The organism is Pseudoalteromonas sp. 20-92, assembly GCF_030847595.1.
GTDB lineage: Bacteria > Pseudomonadota > Gammaproteobacteria > Enterobacterales > Alteromonadaceae > Pseudoalteromonas > Pseudoalteromonas fuliginea.
In genome coordinates this window covers 46128-65471 of the sequence record NZ_JANJGQ010000018.1, presented here as the reverse complement: position 1 = coordinate 65471, position 19344 = coordinate 46128, and the positions used below count along the sequence as shown (strand labels likewise).

17 protein-coding genes are annotated in these 19344 nt (G+C 38.7%); 3 read left to right on the top strand and 14 right to left on the bottom strand.

Annotated elements, in window-relative coordinates; genetic code table 11:
- Window positions 1–167 precede the first annotated feature (167 nt).
- Complete coding sequence (egtD, locus tag NRL14_RS14720) at window positions 168–1142, bottom strand: L-histidine N(alpha)-methyltransferase (protein ID WP_033031654.1); 975 nt, start codon at window positions 1140–1142, stop codon at window positions 168–170.
- Window positions 1139–2410: an ergothioneine biosynthesis protein EgtB gene (egtB, locus tag NRL14_RS14715; protein WP_306724999.1), complete on the bottom strand. Its 1272-nt coding sequence runs from the start codon at window positions 2408–2410 to the stop codon at window positions 1139–1141. Before egtB ends, egtD begins: the two co-directional genes overlap by 4 nt.
- A gap of 880 nt (window positions 2411–3290) precedes the next feature.
- Between egtB and NRL14_RS14710 the strand changes: the two genes are divergently transcribed.
- The gene (locus tag NRL14_RS14710; RefSeq protein ID WP_007376589.1) at window positions 3291–4871 is read left to right on the top strand and encodes a BCCT family transporter; all 1581 of its coding nucleotides are present in this window, start codon (window positions 3291–3293) and stop codon (window positions 4869–4871) included.
- A gap of 79 nt (window positions 4872–4950) precedes the next feature.
- Here NRL14_RS14710 and NRL14_RS14705 read toward each other — a convergent pair whose 3' ends face one another.
- From NRL14_RS14705 to NRL14_RS14695, 3 genes are all read right to left on the bottom strand, one after another.
- Window positions 4951–5661 (bottom strand): 3'-5' exonuclease, encoded by a 711-nt coding sequence (locus NRL14_RS14705; protein ID WP_007376590.1) that lies wholly within the window; start codon window positions 5659–5661, stop codon window positions 4951–4953.
- A gap of 3 nt (window positions 5662–5664) precedes the next feature.
- The gene (locus NRL14_RS14700; RefSeq protein WP_306724998.1) at window positions 5665–7560 is read right to left on the bottom strand and encodes a DUF294 nucleotidyltransferase-like domain-containing protein; all 1896 of its coding nucleotides are present in this window, start codon (window positions 7558–7560) and stop codon (window positions 5665–5667) included.
- 148 nt (window positions 7561–7708) lie between these two features.
- Window positions 7709–8716 carry a rhodanese-related sulfurtransferase gene (locus tag NRL14_RS14695; protein ID WP_007583069.1) on the bottom strand — a complete coding sequence of 336 codons (1008 nt, stop codon included), beginning with the start codon at window positions 8714–8716 and terminating at the stop codon, window positions 7709–7711.
- 208 nt (window positions 8717–8924) lie between these two features.
- Between NRL14_RS14695 and NRL14_RS14690 the strand changes: the two genes are divergently transcribed.
- Both NRL14_RS14690 and NRL14_RS14685 read left to right on the top strand, forming a co-directional pair.
- A complete protein-coding gene (locus NRL14_RS14690) occupies window positions 8925–10253 on the top strand; it encodes a DEAD/DEAH box helicase (RefSeq protein ID WP_008139225.1) in 1329 nt (442 codons plus the stop codon).
- A 2-nt stretch (window positions 10254–10255) separates the two neighbouring features.
- The gene (locus tag NRL14_RS14685) at window positions 10256–11086 is read left to right on the top strand and encodes a S1 RNA-binding domain-containing protein (RefSeq protein WP_149605575.1); all 831 of its coding nucleotides are present in this window, start codon (window positions 10256–10258) and stop codon (window positions 11084–11086) included.
- A 107-nt stretch (window positions 11087–11193) separates the two neighbouring features.
- Here the strand turns inward: NRL14_RS14685 and NRL14_RS14680 are convergent, their stop codons facing one another.
- The 9 genes from NRL14_RS14680 to serC all read right to left on the bottom strand — a co-directional run bounded on the left by NRL14_RS14680 (window position 11194) and on the right by serC (window position 19288).
- Entirely contained in the window at window positions 11194–11568 is a 375-nt protein-coding gene (locus tag NRL14_RS14680) for a hypothetical protein (protein ID WP_008139224.1), read from the bottom strand.
- Window positions 11569–11660: 92 nt separating this feature from the next.
- Complete coding sequence (pyrF, locus tag NRL14_RS14675; RefSeq protein ID WP_008139217.1) at window positions 11661–12365, bottom strand: orotidine-5'-phosphate decarboxylase; 705 nt, start codon at window positions 12363–12365, stop codon at window positions 11661–11663.
- Between the two features lie 187 nt (window positions 12366–12552).
- Entirely contained in the window at window positions 12553–13689 is a 1137-nt protein-coding gene (lapB, locus tag NRL14_RS14670; protein ID WP_007376595.1) for a lipopolysaccharide assembly protein LapB, read from the bottom strand.
- 2 nt (window positions 13690–13691) lie between these two features.
- Entirely contained in the window at window positions 13692–13973 is a 282-nt protein-coding gene (locus NRL14_RS14665; RefSeq protein ID WP_007376596.1) for a lipopolysaccharide assembly protein LapA domain-containing protein, read from the bottom strand.
- 21 nt (window positions 13974–13994) lie between these two features.
- Window positions 13995–14282, bottom strand: coding sequence for an integration host factor subunit beta (gene ihfB, locus NRL14_RS14660; protein ID WP_007376597.1), 288 nt, complete (start codon window positions 14280–14282; stop codon window positions 13995–13997).
- Window positions 14283–14348: 66 nt separating this feature from the next.
- A complete protein-coding gene (rpsA, locus tag NRL14_RS14655; RefSeq protein WP_002961176.1) occupies window positions 14349–16016 on the bottom strand; it encodes a 30S ribosomal protein S1 in 1668 nt (555 codons plus the stop codon).
- Window positions 16017–16111: 95 nt separating this feature from the next.
- Window positions 16112–16822 (bottom strand): (d)CMP kinase, encoded by a 711-nt coding sequence (gene cmk, locus NRL14_RS14650; RefSeq protein WP_306724997.1) that lies wholly within the window; start codon window positions 16820–16822, stop codon window positions 16112–16114.
- A gap of 106 nt (window positions 16823–16928) precedes the next feature.
- A complete protein-coding gene (gene aroA, locus NRL14_RS14645; protein ID WP_007376599.1) occupies window positions 16929–18206 on the bottom strand; it encodes a 3-phosphoshikimate 1-carboxyvinyltransferase in 1278 nt (425 codons plus the stop codon).
- A complete protein-coding gene (gene serC / locus NRL14_RS14640; RefSeq protein WP_306724996.1) occupies window positions 18206–19288 on the bottom strand; it encodes a 3-phosphoserine/phosphohydroxythreonine transaminase in 1083 nt (360 codons plus the stop codon). Before serC ends, aroA begins: the two co-directional genes overlap by 1 nt.
- Window positions 19289–19344: the final 56 nt, after the last annotated feature.

The window sequence follows — 19344 nt, the reverse complement described above, 5'->3', positions numbered from 1 at the left end:
CTAGGCAGAACCCGAAGGGCAGCACATGTTTGGCATTTATGCTGCGTTATCGCCTATTTATGTGGAATAGCCACACTTCATAGGCTCTGCCTTGCCAAAAAAGCAAACATATTGCTGCAAATTCAACTATCAAAGATCAACACGCCCTAAACATATTAAGTAAACGTTTAAAGCGGCCTTAATAAGCACAATGCAAAATAGTTACTATCGTCTTGCCATGTTTGCTCTAACTTTAAATTAGCTTGCGCTGCTAGCTGCTTAAACGACTCGAGCGTGTACTTGTGAGAGTTTTCTGTATGGATACTTTCACCTTCTATAAAGTCTATTTGCTGATCATTTATAATCACGCTTTGAGTGCAATTACTTACTAAATGCATTTCAATACGGCTATGTTGCTCGTTAAAGCGTGACTCGTGGCTAAAGTTATCTATATTAAATGTGCCGTTTAGCTCGTTATTAATACGTTGTAGTAAATTTTTATTAAATGCGGCGGTAACTCCCGCTTTATCGTTATATGCATCAAGTAACACTTGGCGCTCTTTAACTAAATCAACCCCAATTAATACATAACCGTTTACACCGCATAAGCGATGGAAATTATTCATAATCTCGATGGCTTTAACTGGAGAAAAATTGCCAAGAGTCGAGCCCGGAAAGTACACCAAATTGGTTTGACTATCTAAAGCGGTGTCTTTGGTTAGCTGTTTAACCATTTGATTATGTGTAAAGTCTCCTAGTAATGGCGAAATTGCCAAATCTGGAAATAATGGCGACAAATGTGCAAGTGAATAACTGAGCATCTCCTCAGAAATTTCAAACGGTACGAAGGTTTTTACGTTTGCCATATGCGCTAATAAATACGCAACCTTTTTACCCGAACCACACCCGGGCTCAATAATAGAGAGGTTTTCAGGTAGCATTTGAGCAATCGACTGCGAGTATTGCTCTAAAATAGACAGCTCAATACGTGTAACATAATACTCTTGTAAGGATGTTATTTGCTCGAATAATGCAGCACCTTTATCATCGTAAAAATACTTACACGGCAGCGTTTTTTGTTGTTGAGTTAATCCGCTTATCACGTCGTTTAAAAATTCAGTGTCGGTTATGTTACTTTTTTTAATCGCTGTTACTTGGCTCATACTATATCCTTAGCTAGTCTTATCCCGCTGCACATCCACGCTTGATGTGGGTAATAAAAATTTCGGTATGTTTGTCGTAAATGGTTTTGAGGGGTAAACACACACCCACCACGTAACACCATTTGGTTATTCATAAATTTACCATTGTATTCCCCTGCTACTCCTTCAATAGGTTTAAAACCGGGGTATGGTAAATATGCACTGTTTGTCCATTGCCAACATGAATCCGCTAACTGGTTTATTTCGGTATCATCTTTTGCTTGTTGTGGTATTAGGTAGTTATTATTAGTGTCTGTTAAAGATGTATTTTTAGCTGCATATTCCCATTCGAACTCTGTAGGCAAGCGAGCCTTTACAAAATTAGCATAGGCGCTGGCCTCAAAATAACTAACATGGCTGATGGGGGCACTTAAATTTAAAGGCTGCAATCCGTAATGTGTAAACTCAAACCATTCGTTATTTATGCAATGCCAATATAATGGATGCGTTAAACGAGTGTTTTGAATATGCGCCCAACCGTCGCTTAACCAATATTGTGGATTGCTATATCCACCGGCATTTATTAAGTCTAAATATTCACCATTAGTGACCAATCTATTAGCAAAACTGAATGGATGAATTAGTACTTGGTGTTTGGGGCACTCGTTATCATATGCAAATTCATCGTCGGCATTTGTGCCAATATTAATAATGGCTTGTTCAAAATTGATAAAATTAAGGGGTTTAATATCAGCTGATTTTTTTTGGCTATTTAAAAGCGATGTTTTATATTGAGGAAACAATGGATTTACTGAAAAGTTATATTTAATATCCATAAGCATTAGCTCTTGATGCTGTTGCTCGTGGTGTAACCCAAGTTGAATAATATCTTTAATGTGCGGGTTAACGTCAGTCTTAAGTAATTCAATCACGCGGCTATCTACATGTTCTCTGTAAGCTAGCACTTCGTCTAAACCTGGCCTAGATAAGCTTCCTCTGTTTGCCCGTTTAAATTGCTCTCCAATCCCATTGTAGTAAGAATTAAAAAGCATTTTATAGTGAGGGTTAAACACTGCGTACTGTTTACAATGAACACTAAGTAAAAACGTTTCAAAAAACCACGTGGTATGCGCTAAATGCCATTTAGTGGGACTAGCATCTGCCATAGCTTGTAATTGGCAATCTTCTACAGTCAGTGGTTCAATAATGGCTAGGCTTTCGCCTCTAACGCTGCAAAAGCGTTTAACAAGTTCGTTTTGATTGGTATCGTTTGTAACGCTTTCACGCATAATAGTAATAATCCTTTGCCTATCTATTTATAAAATATAGCTTAGGGCATGCTGAGCTTTTTGGATTGAAATTTGTTCAATCTAGGGGCGATTAAATCGCGGCACGAGGTTTGTAACCTAGTGGGCTAAGTAAAAACCGAGTAACAAAGAGTTAATCGTCCCTAGAAAGAACCCAAAGGGCAGTGTATGTTTGGTATTTATGCTGCGTTATCGCCTATTTATGGGGAATGACCACACTACATAGCCTCTGCCTTGCCTAAAAACCAAACACACTACTGCAAATTCAACATACCCTAATGTTGTGTTAAATCATATTCATATTACAACTTGATTAAAGATGCTTATCGGCTTATAAATTTATAATAGCCTTGAAGAAAAATTTGCTCCTTGCTAGCCGGCTTTTGATTATTTTTACGTGCATGCAAGCATGAGAAATAACGCATAAGCTGTTACCGAACTGCTAAGCTATAAATCTAGGAGCGATTAAATTGCGCCTAGATTTAATAAATTTCAATCCTAAAAGACTAACAAGCCCTAATATTTAAGCATTAATTAAGCTACTTAAAAATGATCTCTTTTTACTTAATCAAGTAAATTAATACTTTTAATAGCAAACTAAATTTTAACGTTCACTGAATTTTTAATTTTAGGGCCTTTAAATAAAACAATTATGAATTTGGCCATGTAAACAGCGTTTTAAATACAAATACATTTACATTTAATATTTAACTCATACACTACTAGTTGTATGATCACACTTCAAATTAGTTAGTCTTCAAATAATTACAGTATTACTTTTTACTTAATATTTAAAGGCTAATGTAATTCGATATGACGCCGAATTTATTTTGGCTTGTTAGGACAACTAAAGAGGTATTGCATGAAGGAAAATCATGACAAATATAGTATTGACAACACGGATTACACCGTAGGTCAGGACAACGTACAAAAGTGGGGTTTTGATATACACAACCCTGTTTTTGGAACTAGTGCGGGCCTGATTGTCATCTTTTTAATCGCCATACTTGTTACCGACCCACAAACTGCAAAAACAGCGCTTGATAGTATCAAGACCGATATTATTAATAATTTTGATGCCCTATTTATGTGGGCTGCTAACTTCTTTGTACTCTTTTGTTTAGCACTTATTGTTTCTCCTTACGGTAATATTCGCCTTGGTGGTGATGACGCTAAACCTTCTCACTCTCGCGTTTCATGGCTTGCTATGTTATTTGCTGCGGGTATGGGTATCGGCCTTATGTTTTGGGGCGTTGCTGAACCAGTTGCTTACTTTACTGGTTGGTACGAAACACCGCTTAATGTAGCCGCTAACACACCAGAAGCTGCAAAATTAGCAATGGGCGCAACTATGTTTCATTGGGGTCTTCACCCTTGGGCTATTTACGCTGTTGTTGGTTTATCTCTTGCGTTTTTTACCTATAACAAAGGTTTACCGCTTTCGATTCGTTCTATTTTTTACCCTATATTAGGTGATAGAGCGTGGGGTTGGCCTGGTCATATCATTGATATTTTAGCTGTACTTGCTACGTTATTTGGCCTTGCAACGTCTTTAGGTTTAGGTGCGCAGCAAGCTTCTGCAGGTATTAACCATGTATTTGGCACAGAAGGTGGCATTGGCTCTCAAATTTTAGTTATTGCAGGTGTAACACTTTTAGCCATTGTCTCTGTGGTTCGTGGTATTGACGGTGGTGTGAAACTGCTAAGTAATGTAAATATGCTAATTGCGTTTTCATTATTATTGTTTGTTTGTTTAGTAGGCTTTGCTGTAGCAATGGGTAATGTACCAACTACCGTAATGGGCTATGTAGAAAATATTATTCCATTGAGTAATCCTCACGGCCGTGAAGACGAAACGTGGATGCATGGTTGGACTGTGTTTTACTGGGCTTGGTGGATTTCCTGGTCACCGTTTGTAGGTATGTTTATCGCGCGTGTATCACGGGGTCGTACAATTCGTGAATTCTTAATTGCGGTTTTACTTATCCCTACTCTAGTTACTGTTTTATGGATGTCTATTTACGGCGGTATTGCGATTGATCAAGTAGTTAATGGTGTTGGTGCGTTAGGCACTAATGGTTTAACTGAAGTACCTTTAGCTATGTTCCAAATGCTTGATGAGTTACCTTTATCTAATATTTTATCGTTTATTGCAATTTTATTAGTGTTGGTATTTTTCATTACGTCATCTGACTCTGGTTCATTAGTAATTGATTCAATTACAGCTGGCGGTAAAATTGATGCACCGGTACCACAACGTATATTTTGGGCATCGGTTGAGGGCGCAATTGCAGCTGCTTTACTTTGGATTGGTGGCACACAAGCAATTGAAGCACTACAAGCAGGCGCTGTTTCTACAGGGTTGCCATTTACTATTGTATTGTTGTTTATGTGTTTAAGCTTAGTTTTAGGTTTACGAACTGAGCCTCGCCCAGTTAAGTAATACTTTTAGTAAGTAACACTTTTAGCTAGTAACGAAAGCGCCGCAATTTTGCGGCGTTTTTTTGTTTGGTCATTAAAAGCTAGAGCCACAGCTCTGAAATGGGCGTGTCTACACGATAATGGTGACTCAGTTGCGCTTGTAAAAGCTCAGCTGTAGCAAGTGCATCCGTTAGCGCATTATGATTTTGATATGCAGGTAGAGAATAACGCGCACGGCAATCTGTTAGTCTAAGAGAACCTAATTTTGTGTTAAACAGCCGCCCTAATAACCCTTGCCTTGCTTTTAGTGCTCTTTTTTCTATTTCCATTGTATCTACCAGTGCAAACTCAATCCCTTCTTTAAGTCTTAGTAATAAAGCATTGTTTAAAAAGTGGCGCTCTATTGCAGCGTAATGCACCACGACAACTTTACCACTGAGCGCTTCAAGTAAAGGCTCTATAATTTGATTAAAGTCAGGGGCCTCATTTACCTCAGAGTGCGTTATTCCATGTATTAAAATAGACTCTTCATGAAGATTACGCCTAGGCTGCACAACCCAATGCCGACTGTGCTTACAATAAATGCGCTCTAAATTGAACGGCACTAAACCAACACTCACTATATCGTCGTTTTGGCTATTTAAGCCTGTTGTTTCAAAATCCATTGCTACAAAAGGTACGTCTTTTATTGCAGCTTTGTCTTGATTATAAGCACCCGCATAAAAGTGTTTTAAGAGTTTATTTTTGGTGCTATTTGCAAGCTCGTTATACCTAGCTTGCCAATTAATTGCTTTATGATTACGCGGATTCATAGGCTACTTCATACCAGAGTTTGCTGTGTAGCTAAATTTTAAATAGCTTTGTGCTTTTTCTAAAATAGCGAATGCCTCTTTTAAGTTTCGTTGCTCGAACGGAGAAAGTAAATGTGGGTCTAAGTCGTTATCGGGCTCTTCGCCCTTCTCTATTTGCCACGCTTGATGGCGAATTCGCATCATGGCAATGTACTCAAGTGCATCACGTAAATCTTGCGCTTTGCCCTGTGGTAAAAGTTTTGCGTCAATAATATCTTCTAATCGCTCAAACGAGTTTTGTTTGCGTGAACCAATGGCTAATGCGTGCACGCGAATAACATCAGAAAGAGGTGCAGTCCCTCTTCGCTTTAAGTTCATTGAACGCTTATGTTGGCCATTATGCTCCATAACAAAGCCTTTAAAGAAGCCAAGTGGAGGTGTTCTATTTCTAGCATTTGCTGCCATATTAGCTAAAAACACGCGATTTACTTTACTTTGTTTTGCTATAAATATTTTAAGCTCGTCGGCCCACTTAGTTTTACCCCACACACCGTCTAAATCAAAAAATATAGCGCTATTAAGCAGCGCTTGTGGTTTTGGCTGCGCTATCCAATCTGCAAATTGATCGAACCACTGTGAGCGAGTTTTACGCCATTTTTTAAACGACGCCATAATTTCTCCATCACAGTAGGTGTAACCACACTGCGCTAAGCCATCACACACAAAATCAGCAATATTTTGAAAATACGCGTTATGTTTTTCGTCGTCGTAACTGTCATCTAAAATAAGCGCGTTGTCTTGATCGGTTACAATAAGTTGCTCGTCTCGAGCCATTGAGCCCAGAGCAATAAAACAATAAGGCACAGGAGGTGGTCCAAACTTTTCTTCTGCTAATACAAGTAGTCTTTGTTTAAATGTACGCCCTATAACAGCCATGGCTGTACCAACCATGTGTGAGTTTGCATCTTCATTCACCATACGAACAAACACATTGGGCAATTGGCGTGCATAATGCGCCAAATCTTCTATTGTTTGTTGAGCCAGTATGCCACGCACTAACAGTAAGCTGCTTTGAGATTCATAACGCAAAATATCAGAGAGAGAGATAACTCCTATTGGGCGTCTTTTCTGTACGACTGGCAAATGATGTAAGTTATCTCTAAGCATGGCAAGTACTGCTTCGAAAATATAGTCATTAGCATCTAAAAGCACTAAGTTAGTGGACATAATATCTTTTGCTTGCGTGTTAAAGGCAAGCCCTTTAGCCACTACTTTAGTGCGTAAATCCCTATCAGTTATTATACCAACTACTTGTCCATCATCTTCTTCTGGGTCATCATTTATGGGTTTATTTACATCTGTTACCAACACTGACGATACCGCCTCTTCGGTCATTAATTTAGCGATATCTTGTATCGTAGAAGTTGCATCTACGGTGACTACATCTCTGTGAATTAATGATTTTACCTTCGCGGTTGTCAGGTCATTACCATCGGCTTGCTCGACAATAGCTTGATGCAAACGCACGTTACCGTCTGTTTCGAAGTAATCAGCAAACGCATCAAAGTCATCACAGTAACGATTAAATAGCTCAATATTTATGCAATACACTAACGTATCTTCCAGAGCAGTTGCAGGAAAACGCACCTTACGGTTCATCAATAAACCCATTTGACCAAATATACCTGCGGTAGCCAAACGATTGTACAGCTCGCCATTTCGGCGATACATTTCTACAGAGCCACTTCTAATTACATACAAATCAGAAATGTCTTGTCCAAAACTCAAAATATCTGTTTGAGCTCTGAAATAAGCCACTTCTACTTGTTGAGCTAGCTCATTAAGCGCTTTTTGAGGTAAGTCATCAAAAGGAGGATGTTGTGCTAAAAATTGTGCGATTTCAACTTGTTCGGCTTGCATAAACCCCTTCCTGTATGCGCATTAAAATGACTAAATCTATTTTGCAGACTAACACTATCATCGGGGTGTGAAAACAATTACTGGACAATTTGGGGCACAAAAAAAGAGCCTAAATAGACTCTTTAAATGTAACACTTATTGTATAAATTTATTTACCGCGCTGAGCGTCTTTTTGGGCTTTTTTAGCTTCTTTACGTTGCTGTAAAACAGCTTGTGCCTCATTACCGATATGGCCCTCACCGCGCGCTTGCGCTAGTTCTATTTGCTTTTGTCGCTCTGCAAAACGTGTGCGTTGTTCGTCCGTTACTTCTTCAATACAATGATGACAAGAGACGCCTTCCATGTATTCAGGCTTTAACTTTTCGTCTTCTGTAATTGGCATACGACACGCGTGGCATTGATCATAAGAGCCTTTTTGTAGGTCGTGATCAACCGCAACACGATTATCAAATACAAAACACTCGCCTTCCCACATGGTTTCTTCTTTTGGCACTTCTTCTAGGTATTTTAAAATACCGCCTTCAAGGTGATAAACTTCATCAAAACCTTGCTCTTTCATGTAGGCTGTCGATTTTTCGCAGCGGATACCGCCGGTACAAAACATCGCCACTTTTTTGTGTTTTTCAGGGTCTAAGTTTTCTTTAGCCCACTGTGGAAATTCGCGAAAGGTTTTAGTATTTGGATCAACCGCATTTTGAAATGTACCAATTTCAATTTCGTAATCATTACGTGTATCAATTAAAATTACTTCAGGGTCAGATATAAGTGCGTTCCACTCATTTGGCTTTACATAGCTACCCACAACTTTAAGCGGATCTACGCCTTCAACGCCCATCGTTACAATTTCTTTTTTTAGTTTTACTTTAGTGCGGTAAAACGGACATTCATCGTCGTAAGATTCTTTTGTAACGATGTTTTTTAAATTTGGTTGCTCATCTAACCATGCTAATAAGTTGTCTATCCCTTCACGTTTTGCAGAAACAGTGCCGTTTATACCTTCGGCAGCGAGCAATAAAGTACCGCGTACTTCATTTGCTTCCATCACTTCTAGTAATGGCTTACGGATAGCTTCAAATTCAGGTAAACCTACAAACTTATACAGCGCACATACTACAAAGTGATCGCCCGTTACATTATCTTTATGAACAACAGTCATTATATTTCCTATTTTGCCTTGTTAGCCAATATTGGCGTTTACCGAATCGTAAATCCGGCGCATATGGGGCGCGTATTTTACGCTTTTTTAGTTTAATTGCAAAAAATAGCGCTATAGATTGGTTTTTACTGTTAGCGACCTAGCTGTGTAAGCTATAATGCGCTGATAAATTTATAGAGTTAATTTGCTCATTTTGGAGAAACACACATTGCAGTTTACTGATCTTGGGATTGATACACGCCTTGAAACACAACTAGCACATCAAGGGATCACCCAGCCCACCGATATTCAAGCGCATGCAGTGCCTACCGCACTTGCAGGGCATGACATTTTCGCTCAGTCTAAAACTGGGTCGGGCAAAACCTTGGCGTTTTTATTACCTGCTGTACAAAGGGTTATGAAACAAAAAGCACTCAGCAAACGCGATCCTCGTGTACTTATTGTTGCTCCTACGCGTGAGCTTGCTACGCAAGTATTTACTCAGCTGCGTTTATTAATTGCTGGCACAGCTATTAAGGCAGTTAAAATACTTGGCGGCGAAAACTTTAATGACCAAATAAAAGCACTTAGAAACGACCCACAATTCGTAGTTGCTACACCTGGGCGTTTAGCTGATCACATTACAAAACGCTCATTACAATTGAGCGGACTAGAACTGCTTATTTTTGATGAAGCCGATCGTATTTTAGATTTAGGTTTTACTGAGCAGTTAAAAATGATTAACGAGCAAGCTAATCACCGTTTACGTCAAACGTTATTGTTTTCTGCAACACTTGACCATGCACAAGTAGATGCTCTATCACGCAACCTATTAAAAAAACCAAAGCAAATTACGCTAAGTGCAGCAAATGAGCAACATAGCGATATTAAACAAACGTTATACCTTGCCGATCACCTTGATCATAAAGAAGCGCTATTAGAGCACTTTTTAAACCAAGATGATGTTGGCCAATGTATTATCTTCACAGCAACGCGTTCTGACACGAGCCGTTTGAGTGAAGCGCTTAATGCTAAAGGCTTCAAATCTGTAGCGCTTGCTGGTGATTTAACGCAAAGTAAACGTTTAGATATCATGGATTCGTTTAGTCGCGAAAACTTTAAAATATTGATCACCACCGACGTTGCATCTCGTGGTTTAGATTTACTAAGCGTAACGCATGTTATTAACTTTGATTTACCAAAACACGCTGAAGAATATGTACACCGCATAGGTCGCACAGGACGAGCAGGCTTTAAAGGTAACGCAATCTCATTAGTTGGCCCAAAAGATTGGGCAAGTTATTTAGCTATTAAAGCATTTTTAAATGACGAATTAAAATTTGCGAGCGTAGAGAGCTTAAAAGCTAAGTTTAAAGGTTTAAAAGAGAAAAAACCTGAGGCAGCGTGGGACAAATCTAAAGAAAAAGCCGCCGCTGTTAAAAAGCCTGCATTTAAGCGCAAAGCTAAACCTAAAAAGCCTACAGCACCAATTAAAGCACCGATGAACATTGATGGCGATACACCAATGCGCCGTAAAAAAAAGCCTGAGCAGGAATAATTATGAGTTACCTAGGAACCACACAAACATTATTTGTAAAAGAAGTGAGTAACGAAGGTGCTTACTTAGACGGCCATGATTTAGGTGAAGTATTTTTACCAAAACAAGAAATTAAACATGAGCTTGAAGCGGGCGATAGCATTAGTGTATTTATCTTTTTAGACAACGCTAACTTAGCAACGGCTACCACTAAAAAGCCACACGCACAAGTAGGTGAATATGCCCTGCTTCGCGTTAAAGAAATTAATAGTATTGGTGCATTTTTAGATTGGGGTCTTGAGAAAGATGTACTAACCCCGTTTAACGAACAAAAACCACGCATGCAGGAAGGTCACTCATATTTAGTTCGTCTGTACCTTGATAATGCAAGCCAACGTATTTGTGCATCAAACAACTTTAATCGCTTCCTATCTAAAGATGAGCCACAATATACTCACTTACAAGAAGTGGATTTAATTGTTGCTGGCAAAACAGATATTGGCTACAAGGTATTAATTGAAGAATCGCATTTCGGTGTTGTTTTTTACAATATGGTATTTAAAAGCTTATTTGTGGGTCAAAAGCTTAAAGGATATATTCAAAAAGTACGTGACGACGGAAAAATTGATGTTGTACTAGAAAAGCCAGGTATGGGAAAAGTAAGTGACCTTGGTGAAACTATTATGCAAAAACTTAAAAACGAAGGCGGTGTTATTCCACTTGGTGATAAGTCTGATCCTGAAGCAATAAAAAAGATGTTTTCTACCAGTAAGGCTAATTATAAAAAAGCAATTGGTGGCTTATTTAAACAAGAGTTAATAGATATTGAAGCAAAATCAATCCGTTTGAAGTAACAAAAATGCGTTTAGTATACTTACTAAACGCTTTGATTTTTTAGATTAGTTGATTTGAAAATAAGGTTTTTATCGTTTATTAAACCTAAAATATTAATGAAAGTGTATCAACCTAAAATATACTTATAAGGTAAAGTGCATTGCGTATATTGCCTGGAATAATCAAGCGCATCTTCTTTAGTTTCTAAATTAAGTGGTGCTAAACGAAATACCTTTTTGTCACAGTCTTGTTTTCGCTCATCGTGATTATCAACACATTCACTTATACTAATATTATGGTTACTTAAGACGCCTTCATTTTTATAACATAAATGATAAGCATAATCAGCCATCGTCTTTTTAAAATCATATACGTTAATAGGGTAGCTAGAAATAATATCTGTAACCTTTGTCACGCCATCATAAGCTTTACTTGAAAGAACATACTTGTTAACTAAAAAACCCGCAATAATAATGAAAAACAAACCAAAAAACGACTTCAAAATAGATCCCCTACTGAATTTTGATACTATTAATGTAGCATAATATACCAATTAAGTAAGGGCATAGCACTTAACAACTACTTTTTATTGAATTAAGCAATGGACTTGTTAATATCAGTTAATACTCTCAAAGGGTTTTCAGATTGCGTTATAGGCCGTCCAATCACTAAATAATCACTACCAGCATCAATGGCTTGCTTAGGTGTCATGATACGCTTTTGATCGCCTGCTGCACTCCCTTCTGGACGAATACCTGGAGTGATAAGTTTAAAGCTTTCCCCCAGCTCGGATTTAAGTACCTCAGCTTCTTGCGCTGAACATACAACACCGTCAAGTCCAGCCTCTTGAGCAAGTTTAGCTAAATAGATAACTTGCTCTTTCGCCGGCTTATCAATACCTAAACGCTCAAGCTCTTTTTCATCCATGCTTGTTAAAACAGTCACAGCAATTAGCAAAGGTGCTTTATCACCAAATTTTTCTAGGGCCATTTTAGCTTTATTCATCATTTCAAAGCCACCAGATGCATGTACATTAACCATCCATACTCCCATTTTTGCAGCTGCAGTCACAGCCTTTGCAACTGTATTAGGAATGTCATGAAACTTTAAGTCTAGGAAAACATCAAAGCCTAAATCAATTAGTTCTTTAACAAAAGTAGGACCAAAATAAGTAAACATCTCTTTGCCAACTTTAAGGCGACATGTCTCTGGTGAAAGTTGCTTAACAAAGTCTAGAGCTATTTGTTGATCGTCGTAATCTAATGCTATAAGAATTTTTTTTGAGTGTTCAAAAGACATAACTATCCTAATGTATGGCTATAAAGTAACTATAAATAGATCTAATGCGATATCTTCAGCAGGTGATTTTAAGTGTTGATAAATGAAATTTATATAGACTGTGTTTTACAAAAATTTCAACTAAGTAAACACTCAGTTTAATTTGCTAAAATGATCATCTTTAAATCCAGTATTATTAAAGGGGTTATTAAAATCCGTCTAATCCTCTGCTTGGAACAATAGTTTCCCAATGTTTACAAGAAGGGCAATTCCAATAAATCGTGTAGCTAGTAAAGCCACAGTGCTGACATTGAAAGTCAGGTTTAGTCGCTATGTAAGAAGTAACCAATTTATCAATTTGATTCAGTACTTCTTTTGTGTTTTTGTTTTGATCACCCATCAATTGCAGTAAAAAACTAAAACCACGAATAGTAGGTTGACGTTTTAAACTATCAGTTAAAAAATCAAAAGCTTGTTTTGTATGCCCTTGTTCTAGCAAAGCTTGGCAGTGTTTTATTTTTATTAATACACCGCCCTTTTCTAACAAGTCACCTACTAGCTCATGAAATTGATGCGTTAAATTTAATTGTTTATAACTATGTGCGAGCTGATCAATAAATAGCGGAGCAAACAAAGTAAATTGAGTAACAAGTTCACGCCAGTAATAAATTGCTTTAACGTAGTCTTCTTTTATATAAGCCAATAAACCTAATTCGTACAGAGGACGCACTGCTTTATAATTTAAGCTAATTGCTTTTCTCATTAATTGTGGATTATCATCACTCAGAGCAGATTCGCAATAAAAATTAGCAATAGCTTTGAATTGCTGTTCTTTAGAAAATAACTCGCTATGGGCTTCAAACATATTAATACCTTTTTCCCATTCGCGAGTTTGCGAATACAAAGTTATAATAGGTTCGAGCGCTTCAACATGCCCTGCTTTAACTAGCCAGACTAAATGTTCTTCAGCACCATCAAGTAAACCAGCCATAATATAGTCTTCAGCAAGTTCTAAACGGCTTGTTGCAGCTTGTTGTTCATTTAAGCTTGGGTGTTTTAAAAGTAGTTCATGGATTTTTATTGCGCGGTCTAGTTCACCTCGACGGCGAAACATAGTGGCAAGTGTAGAATAGTGCTCGACTGAATCAGCCGAAACTTCAAGCAAGTTAATTAAATGCTCTAAGCCCTGGTCTTCTTCTCTATCGAGTAAAAACTTTAAGCCTTTACTGTATTCAGAGGTAATCTGACGATTAAGTAAGTGAGCTTGGTTTTTAGCACTGTTTTTCCCCATAATCCAACCGTAACCGGCTGCAACAGGGAGTAATAAAAACAAAAGCTCAATCATAATTAAATGTCTTTATTAGCAGCAAGCTTTTTTTTATCTTCTTCAGGTACTAATAACTTTTTCAACCGATAGTTTTGCCACTTCAATTGTGAAAATAATTTAAAGCTAATAAAAAAACCGATCAAAACACCCAGTAAAAAGCAAATACTTATTATTACAGCTAAAGGTAATGTATTACTGGCAATAATATAATTAATTTGTACTAATTGTGGATTTTGAGAACCCAATACAAATGCGCTAATTAGGCATAGCGCAACCAGAATAATTTTTAAGACCTTAAACAAGTAACTACTCCACTAAGTTAACTAGGCAATACTTTCATTCACGCGGTCGCGTAATTCTTTACCCGGTTTAAAATGAGGTACATGCTTTCCGTCAAGCTCAACTGTATCGCCAGTCTTAGGGTTACGACCTGTGCGAGGAGCACGGAAATGCAAAGAGAAACTACCAAAACCTCTGATCTCAATACGATCTGAAGTAGATAATGAGCCGGCCATTTGTTCAAGAATTTCTTTTACAGCATTCTCAACATCTTTCACTGGAACGTGTGCGTGTTGTTCCGCAAGTGTTTCTATCAATTCTGACTTAGTCATATCGTTTCCTTAAAAAGAAATATAGGAAGGGCAAAAAATGCCCTTCCAACTAAAACTAATTATATATTAGTCTTTTTGTGCATTTGCGAAAGCAGCTGCCATTGCGTTTTCAAACACTGGCTCTTCTTTCTTAAGCTTCTCTAGTACTTCTTTCTCTTCTGCTTCGAAAAGAGCTTTTACAGATAAGCTTAAAGTGCGGTTCTTACGATCAACACCAACGTATTTAACTTCAATTTCGTCGCCTACAGAAACAACAGTAGTTGCATCTTCAACGCGTTCTTGAGCGATATCAGCTACACGGATGTAACCTTCAACGCCTTCGATAAGTTCAACAGTTGCGCCTTTCGCATCAACTTCTGTCACTTTACCTTTAACAATAGCACCTTTTTTGTTTGCATCAAGGTAGTTATTGAATGGGTCAGCTTCGATTTGCTTAACACCTAGAGAGATACGTTCACGCTCTGGGTCAACTTGCAATACGATAGCAGTGATTTCGTCGCCTTTCTTGAATTCACGTACAGCTTCTTCGCCAGGTGTATTCCAAGAAATATCTGAAAGGTGTACAAGACCGTCAATACCACCGTCAAGGCCGATAAAGATACCGAAGTCAGTGATTGATTTGATCTTACCAGTAACTTGATCGCCTTTGTTCTGTAGACGAGCAAATTCCTGCCAAGGATTAGCAATACATTGCTTAAGACCAAGAGAAATACGACGACGTTCTTCGTCAATTTCTAAAACCATAACTTCAACAGTGTCGCCAAGGCTTACAACTTTTGAAGGATGGATGTTCTTGTTAGTCCAATCCATTTCAGAAACGTGTACTAAGCCTTCAACGCCTTCTTCGATTTCCACGAAACAGCCGTAATCTGTAAGGTTAGTAACACGACCAGAAAGTTTAGAACCTTCTGGGTAACGACCAGCGATAGCTGCCCATGGATCTTCACCAAGCTGTTTAAGGCCTAGAGATACACGAGTTTTATCTTTGTCGAATTTTAGAACTTTAACTGCGATTTCGTCGCCAACATTAACGATTTCTGAAGGGTGTTTAACACGCTTCCAAGCCATATCAGTAATGTGTAGTAGACCATCAACACCACCAAGGTCAACGAATGCACCGTAGTCAGTAAGGTTCTTAACGATACCTTTAACTTCTTGACCTTCAACAAGGTTAGCAAGAAGCTCTTCACGTTCTTGTGAGTTTTCAGATTCGATAACTGCACGACGTGAAACAACAACGTTGTTACGTTTTTGATCAAGCTTGATTACTTTAAATTCAAGCTCTTTGCCTTCAAGGTGAGTTGTGTCACGTACTGGACGAACATCAACAAGTGAACCAGGTAGGAAAGCACGGATTGAATCAACTTCAACTGTGAAACCGCCTTTAACTTTACCGTTGATAACACCGGTAACAGTTTCTTGCTCTTCACATGCTTTCTCAAGACGGATCCACGCTTCGTGACGCTTCGCTTTCTCACGAGAAAGGATAGTTTCACCGAAACCGTCTTCAATTGCATCTAGTGCAACATCTACTTCGTCGCCAACAGCAACTTCAAGTTCACCAGCAGCATTTTTGAACTGCTCTGCAGGGATAGCACTTTCTGATTTAAGACCAGCATCTACAAGTACAATGTTATTCTCGATAGAGATTACTGTACCTTTAACAATAGAGCCTTGCTCTGCTTCAAAACCCTTTAAGCTTTCTTCAAATAACTGCGCAAAATTTTCTGACATACGAATATACGTCTCATATATTAATACCAATAAGCAACCATGCTGCATGGGGTTGTTAAAATAACACTGGCATCCTGCTGGTGCATAAAATGTGTTTAGCTTCGTTTAGGAAGCTTACCTTCAGATATCGCAACATCTAATAAAGTCATAACTTTATCAAACACTTGCTGAGCATTGAGTTCGCTAGTATCGAGTTCAATAGCATCGTCTGCCGGCACAAGCGGAGCAACGGTACGATTCATATCGCGCTCGTCACGAGCTTGAATGTCCTGTAATAGACCACTCAGTGTAACATCAAGGCCGCGCGTATTCAACTCAACAAAACGCCTACGAGCACGCTCTTCTGCACTTGCTGTTAAATAAATTTTTAACGGCGCATCTTGAAAAACCACAGTCCCCATATCGCGACCATCGGCAATTAAGCCACTTTCAGTACGAAACGCTCGCTGGCGACGTAATAATGCTTCACGAACGCGAGGTAATGCTGCAACCTTTGATGCCGCAGCGCCTACTTCTTCATTACGAATAGTAGTCGTTACATCTTCGCCTTCTAAAATAACTTTTCCTGCATTAGTTTGGCTATCTACCAAAAACTGCACATCTAAATTTGCAGCAAGAGGGACAAGCCCTTCTTCATTGTCTAATGCAATTTGGTGATGAAGTGCAGCTAAAGATAAAACGCGATAAATCGCACCGCTATCTAATACATCCCACCCTAACTTATCGGCTAACAAGCGACAAACAGTTCCTTTACCTGAACCACTTGGGCCATCAACGGTGATCACGGGCATTAATAACGCCTGCATTTAAACCTCCTGCAATGCACACCTAAATAAACCGCCATATTATACGCCAGTTATAAAAATATATCTGCTATTAGTGTGTAACTTTTTATAATTAGTTATAAAAGCCCTATTCACTGACTGACGCTAAAACATTGAAAAATGTAGGAAATGTCTTATAAGTACACTTTGGATCATTAATCGTTATAGGTTTCCCGCCAACAGCAACCATGGCAAAGCACATGGCTATACGGTGATCGTCGTAGGTATCTATTGCTACATCATTGAAATGTTCAGGTGGTGTAATTTCTATAAAATCATGCCCTTCTACAACATCTGCACCTACTTTTCTAAGCTCAGTTGCCATTGCATATAAACGGTCTGTTTCTTTTACTCGCCAGTTATAAATGTTACGAATGGCAGTTGGACCTTTAGCAAAAAGAGCAACTGTTGCGAGTGTCATAGCTGCATCAGGAATTGCATTAGCGTCAATATCTACGCCTTTTAATTCGCCTTTGCGAACAACTAAACGCTCATCATACCAATCGATTTTCGCGCCTACTTGCTCCATTACTTTGGCAAAGCCTATATCACCTTGAACCGATTTAGCACCTACACCTTTAATCTCAATTTCACCACCCGCTATCGCAGCTGCAGCAACAAAGTAAGAAGCAGAAGACGCATCCCCTTCAACCATAATTCGATCGAGTGATTGATACTGTTGACCACCTTTAACTTTAAAAGTTGCATAATTACTGTGTTCAACATTAACACCAAAACGTGCCATTACATCAAGCGTAATATCAATATATGGTTTAGAAACCAAGGTACCTTTAATGGTTATATTTGTATCACCACTAAACAAAGGTGCAGCCATTAGTAATGCAGTTAAAAATTGACTTGAAATACTACCGTCAATTTCAACTGAGCCGCCCTTAATTTGCCCACCCATAATCTTAAGTGGTGGATAGTCTTTATGTTTAGTATAAGTAACATCACCACCCAATGCTTGAAGAGCATCAACTAAATGCCCTATTGGACGCTCTTCCATGCGCGGCTCGCCTACTAACTCATATTCACCAGTAACAGCAGCAAGTACAGCCGTTAAAGGTCTGTAAGCAGTGCCGGCATTCCCTAAAAACAATGGCTCGCTAGGCGTTTTAAATACGCCACCAACGCCGTTTACTGTCGCGACTGTTCGCTCATCATTTAAAGTTACATGCACACCTAATAATTTTAAAGCACCTAACATATGGCGTATATCATCGCTATCAAGCAAATTTTCAACAACGGTAGTACCGCTTGCCAGTGCTGCTAAGAGCAAAATCCTATTCGATAAGCTCTTTGAGCCTGGTAGGGTTACCGTGCCATTTACTTTTGTAATTGGTTCTAAACGAAGCTGTTCCATTAACTGTGCTCCTTAGCAAAGGCAGCCATAAAGTCTACTAGGGCTTGAACACCTTCAAGTGGCATGGCGTTATAAATACTCGCACGCATACCGCCTACAATTCGGTGCCCTTCAAGTGCAAGTAAACCCGCATCATTGGATTGAGTTACAAACTGCTCATTTAAGCTTTCATCGTTTAGCCAAAAAGGAACATTCATACGTGAACGACAATGCTTAGCGACTATATTTGAGTAAAAGTCAGAATTATCAATAAAATTATACAGTAGCTCAGCTTTTGCAATATTTTGTGTTTCCATGGCTTTTACGCCGCCATTTCTCTCTAACCATTCGAAGACTTCGGCAGCTAAATACCATGCAAAAGTAGGTGGCGTGTTAAACATGCTGCCCTGTTTTGCTTCAAGGGCGTAATCTAAAATACCAGGCTTTGCTAGCCCTTCACGCTCAAGTAGTGTTTTACGAACAATAACGATTGAAATACCCGATGGACCGATATTTTTTTGCGCACCAGCGTAAATTAAATCAAATTTGTTCACGTCTATTTCGCGAGACAAAATAGTCGATGACATATCAGCAACAATCGGCGCAGTTGGGTGACTCGGTACATCAAAAATCTCGAGTCCATCTACCGTTTCGTTAGGGCAATAATGAATGTACGCCGCATCTTCTGGTAATTCCCAGTCAGCAACGTCTTTAATTGAAAATTCACCATCAGCATCATTACGTACATCCGTAAAAGACGTTTGAGTGAACTTATTCGCTTCATCTCTGGCGCTTTTCGACCATACGCCATTTTCGCAATAAAACGCTGTTTTGCCTTCTTGGTGCAAATTTAAAGGAACAGCACTAAATTGGCCACGACCGCCACCGTGCATAAACAACACTTCAAATTCATCACTGATATTCATTAAGCGGCGAAGACTCGCTTCACACTTTGCAGTTAATGCTAAAAACTCTTTGCTGCGATGGCTCATTTCCATTACAGAAACACCCAAGTTTTGCCAATCTAGAAACTCTTTTTGCGCTTTTTTCATAACCGCTTGCGGAAGCATAGCCGGTCCCGCACAAAAATTATATTTACTCATTACCTTTGCCTCATTCCAGTAATTTAACTACTAAGCATGAACGTATAATCCCCATC

Bases quoted from the DNA above. Each gene is read 5' to 3' on its own strand.
- NRL14_RS14685 (WP_149605575.1), top strand. From the start codon at position 10,256: ATGAGTTACCTAGGAACCACACAAACATTATTTGTAAAAGAAGTGAGT.
- lapB (WP_007376595.1), bottom strand. From the start codon at position 13,689: ATGATTGAGCTTTTGTTTTTATTACTCCCTGTTGCAGCCGGTTACGGT.
- egtB (WP_306724999.1), bottom strand. From the start codon at position 2,410: ATGCGTGAAAGCGTTACAAACGATACCAATCAAAACGAACTTGTTAAA.
- serC (WP_306724996.1), bottom strand. From the start codon at position 19,288: ATGAGTAAATATAATTTTTGTGCGGGACCGGCTATGCTTCCGCAAGCG.
- NRL14_RS14710 (WP_007376589.1), top strand. From the start codon at position 3,291: ATGAAGGAAAATCATGACAAATATAGTATTGACAACACGGATTACACC.
- NRL14_RS14705 (WP_007376590.1), bottom strand. From the start codon at position 5,661: ATGAATCCGCGTAATCATAAAGCAATTAATTGGCAAGCTAGGTATAAC.
- egtD (WP_033031654.1), bottom strand. From the start codon at position 1,142: ATGAGCCAAGTAACAGCGATTAAAAAAAGTAACATAACCGACACTGAA.
- pyrF (WP_008139217.1), bottom strand. From the start codon at position 12,365: ATGTCTTTTGAACACTCAAAAAAAATTCTTATAGCATTAGATTACGAC.
- aroA (WP_007376599.1), bottom strand. From the start codon at position 18,206: ATGGAACAGCTTCGTTTAGAACCAATTACAAAAGTAAATGGCACGGTA.
- cmk (WP_306724997.1), bottom strand. From the start codon at position 16,822: ATGCAGGCGTTATTAATGCCCGTGATCACCGTTGATGGCCCAAGTGGT.
- rpsA (WP_002961176.1), bottom strand. From the start codon at position 16,016: ATGTCAGAAAATTTTGCGCAGTTATTTGAAGAAAGCTTAAAGGGTTTT.
- NRL14_RS14700 (WP_306724998.1), bottom strand. From the start codon at position 7,560: ATGCAAGCCGAACAAGTTGAAATCGCACAATTTTTAGCACAACATCCT.
- ihfB (WP_007376597.1), bottom strand. From the start codon at position 14,282: ATGACTAAGTCAGAATTGATAGAAACACTTGCGGAACAACACGCACAC.
- NRL14_RS14695 (WP_007583069.1), bottom strand. From the start codon at position 8,716: ATGACTGTTGTTCATAAAGATAATGTAACGGGCGATCACTTTGTAGTA.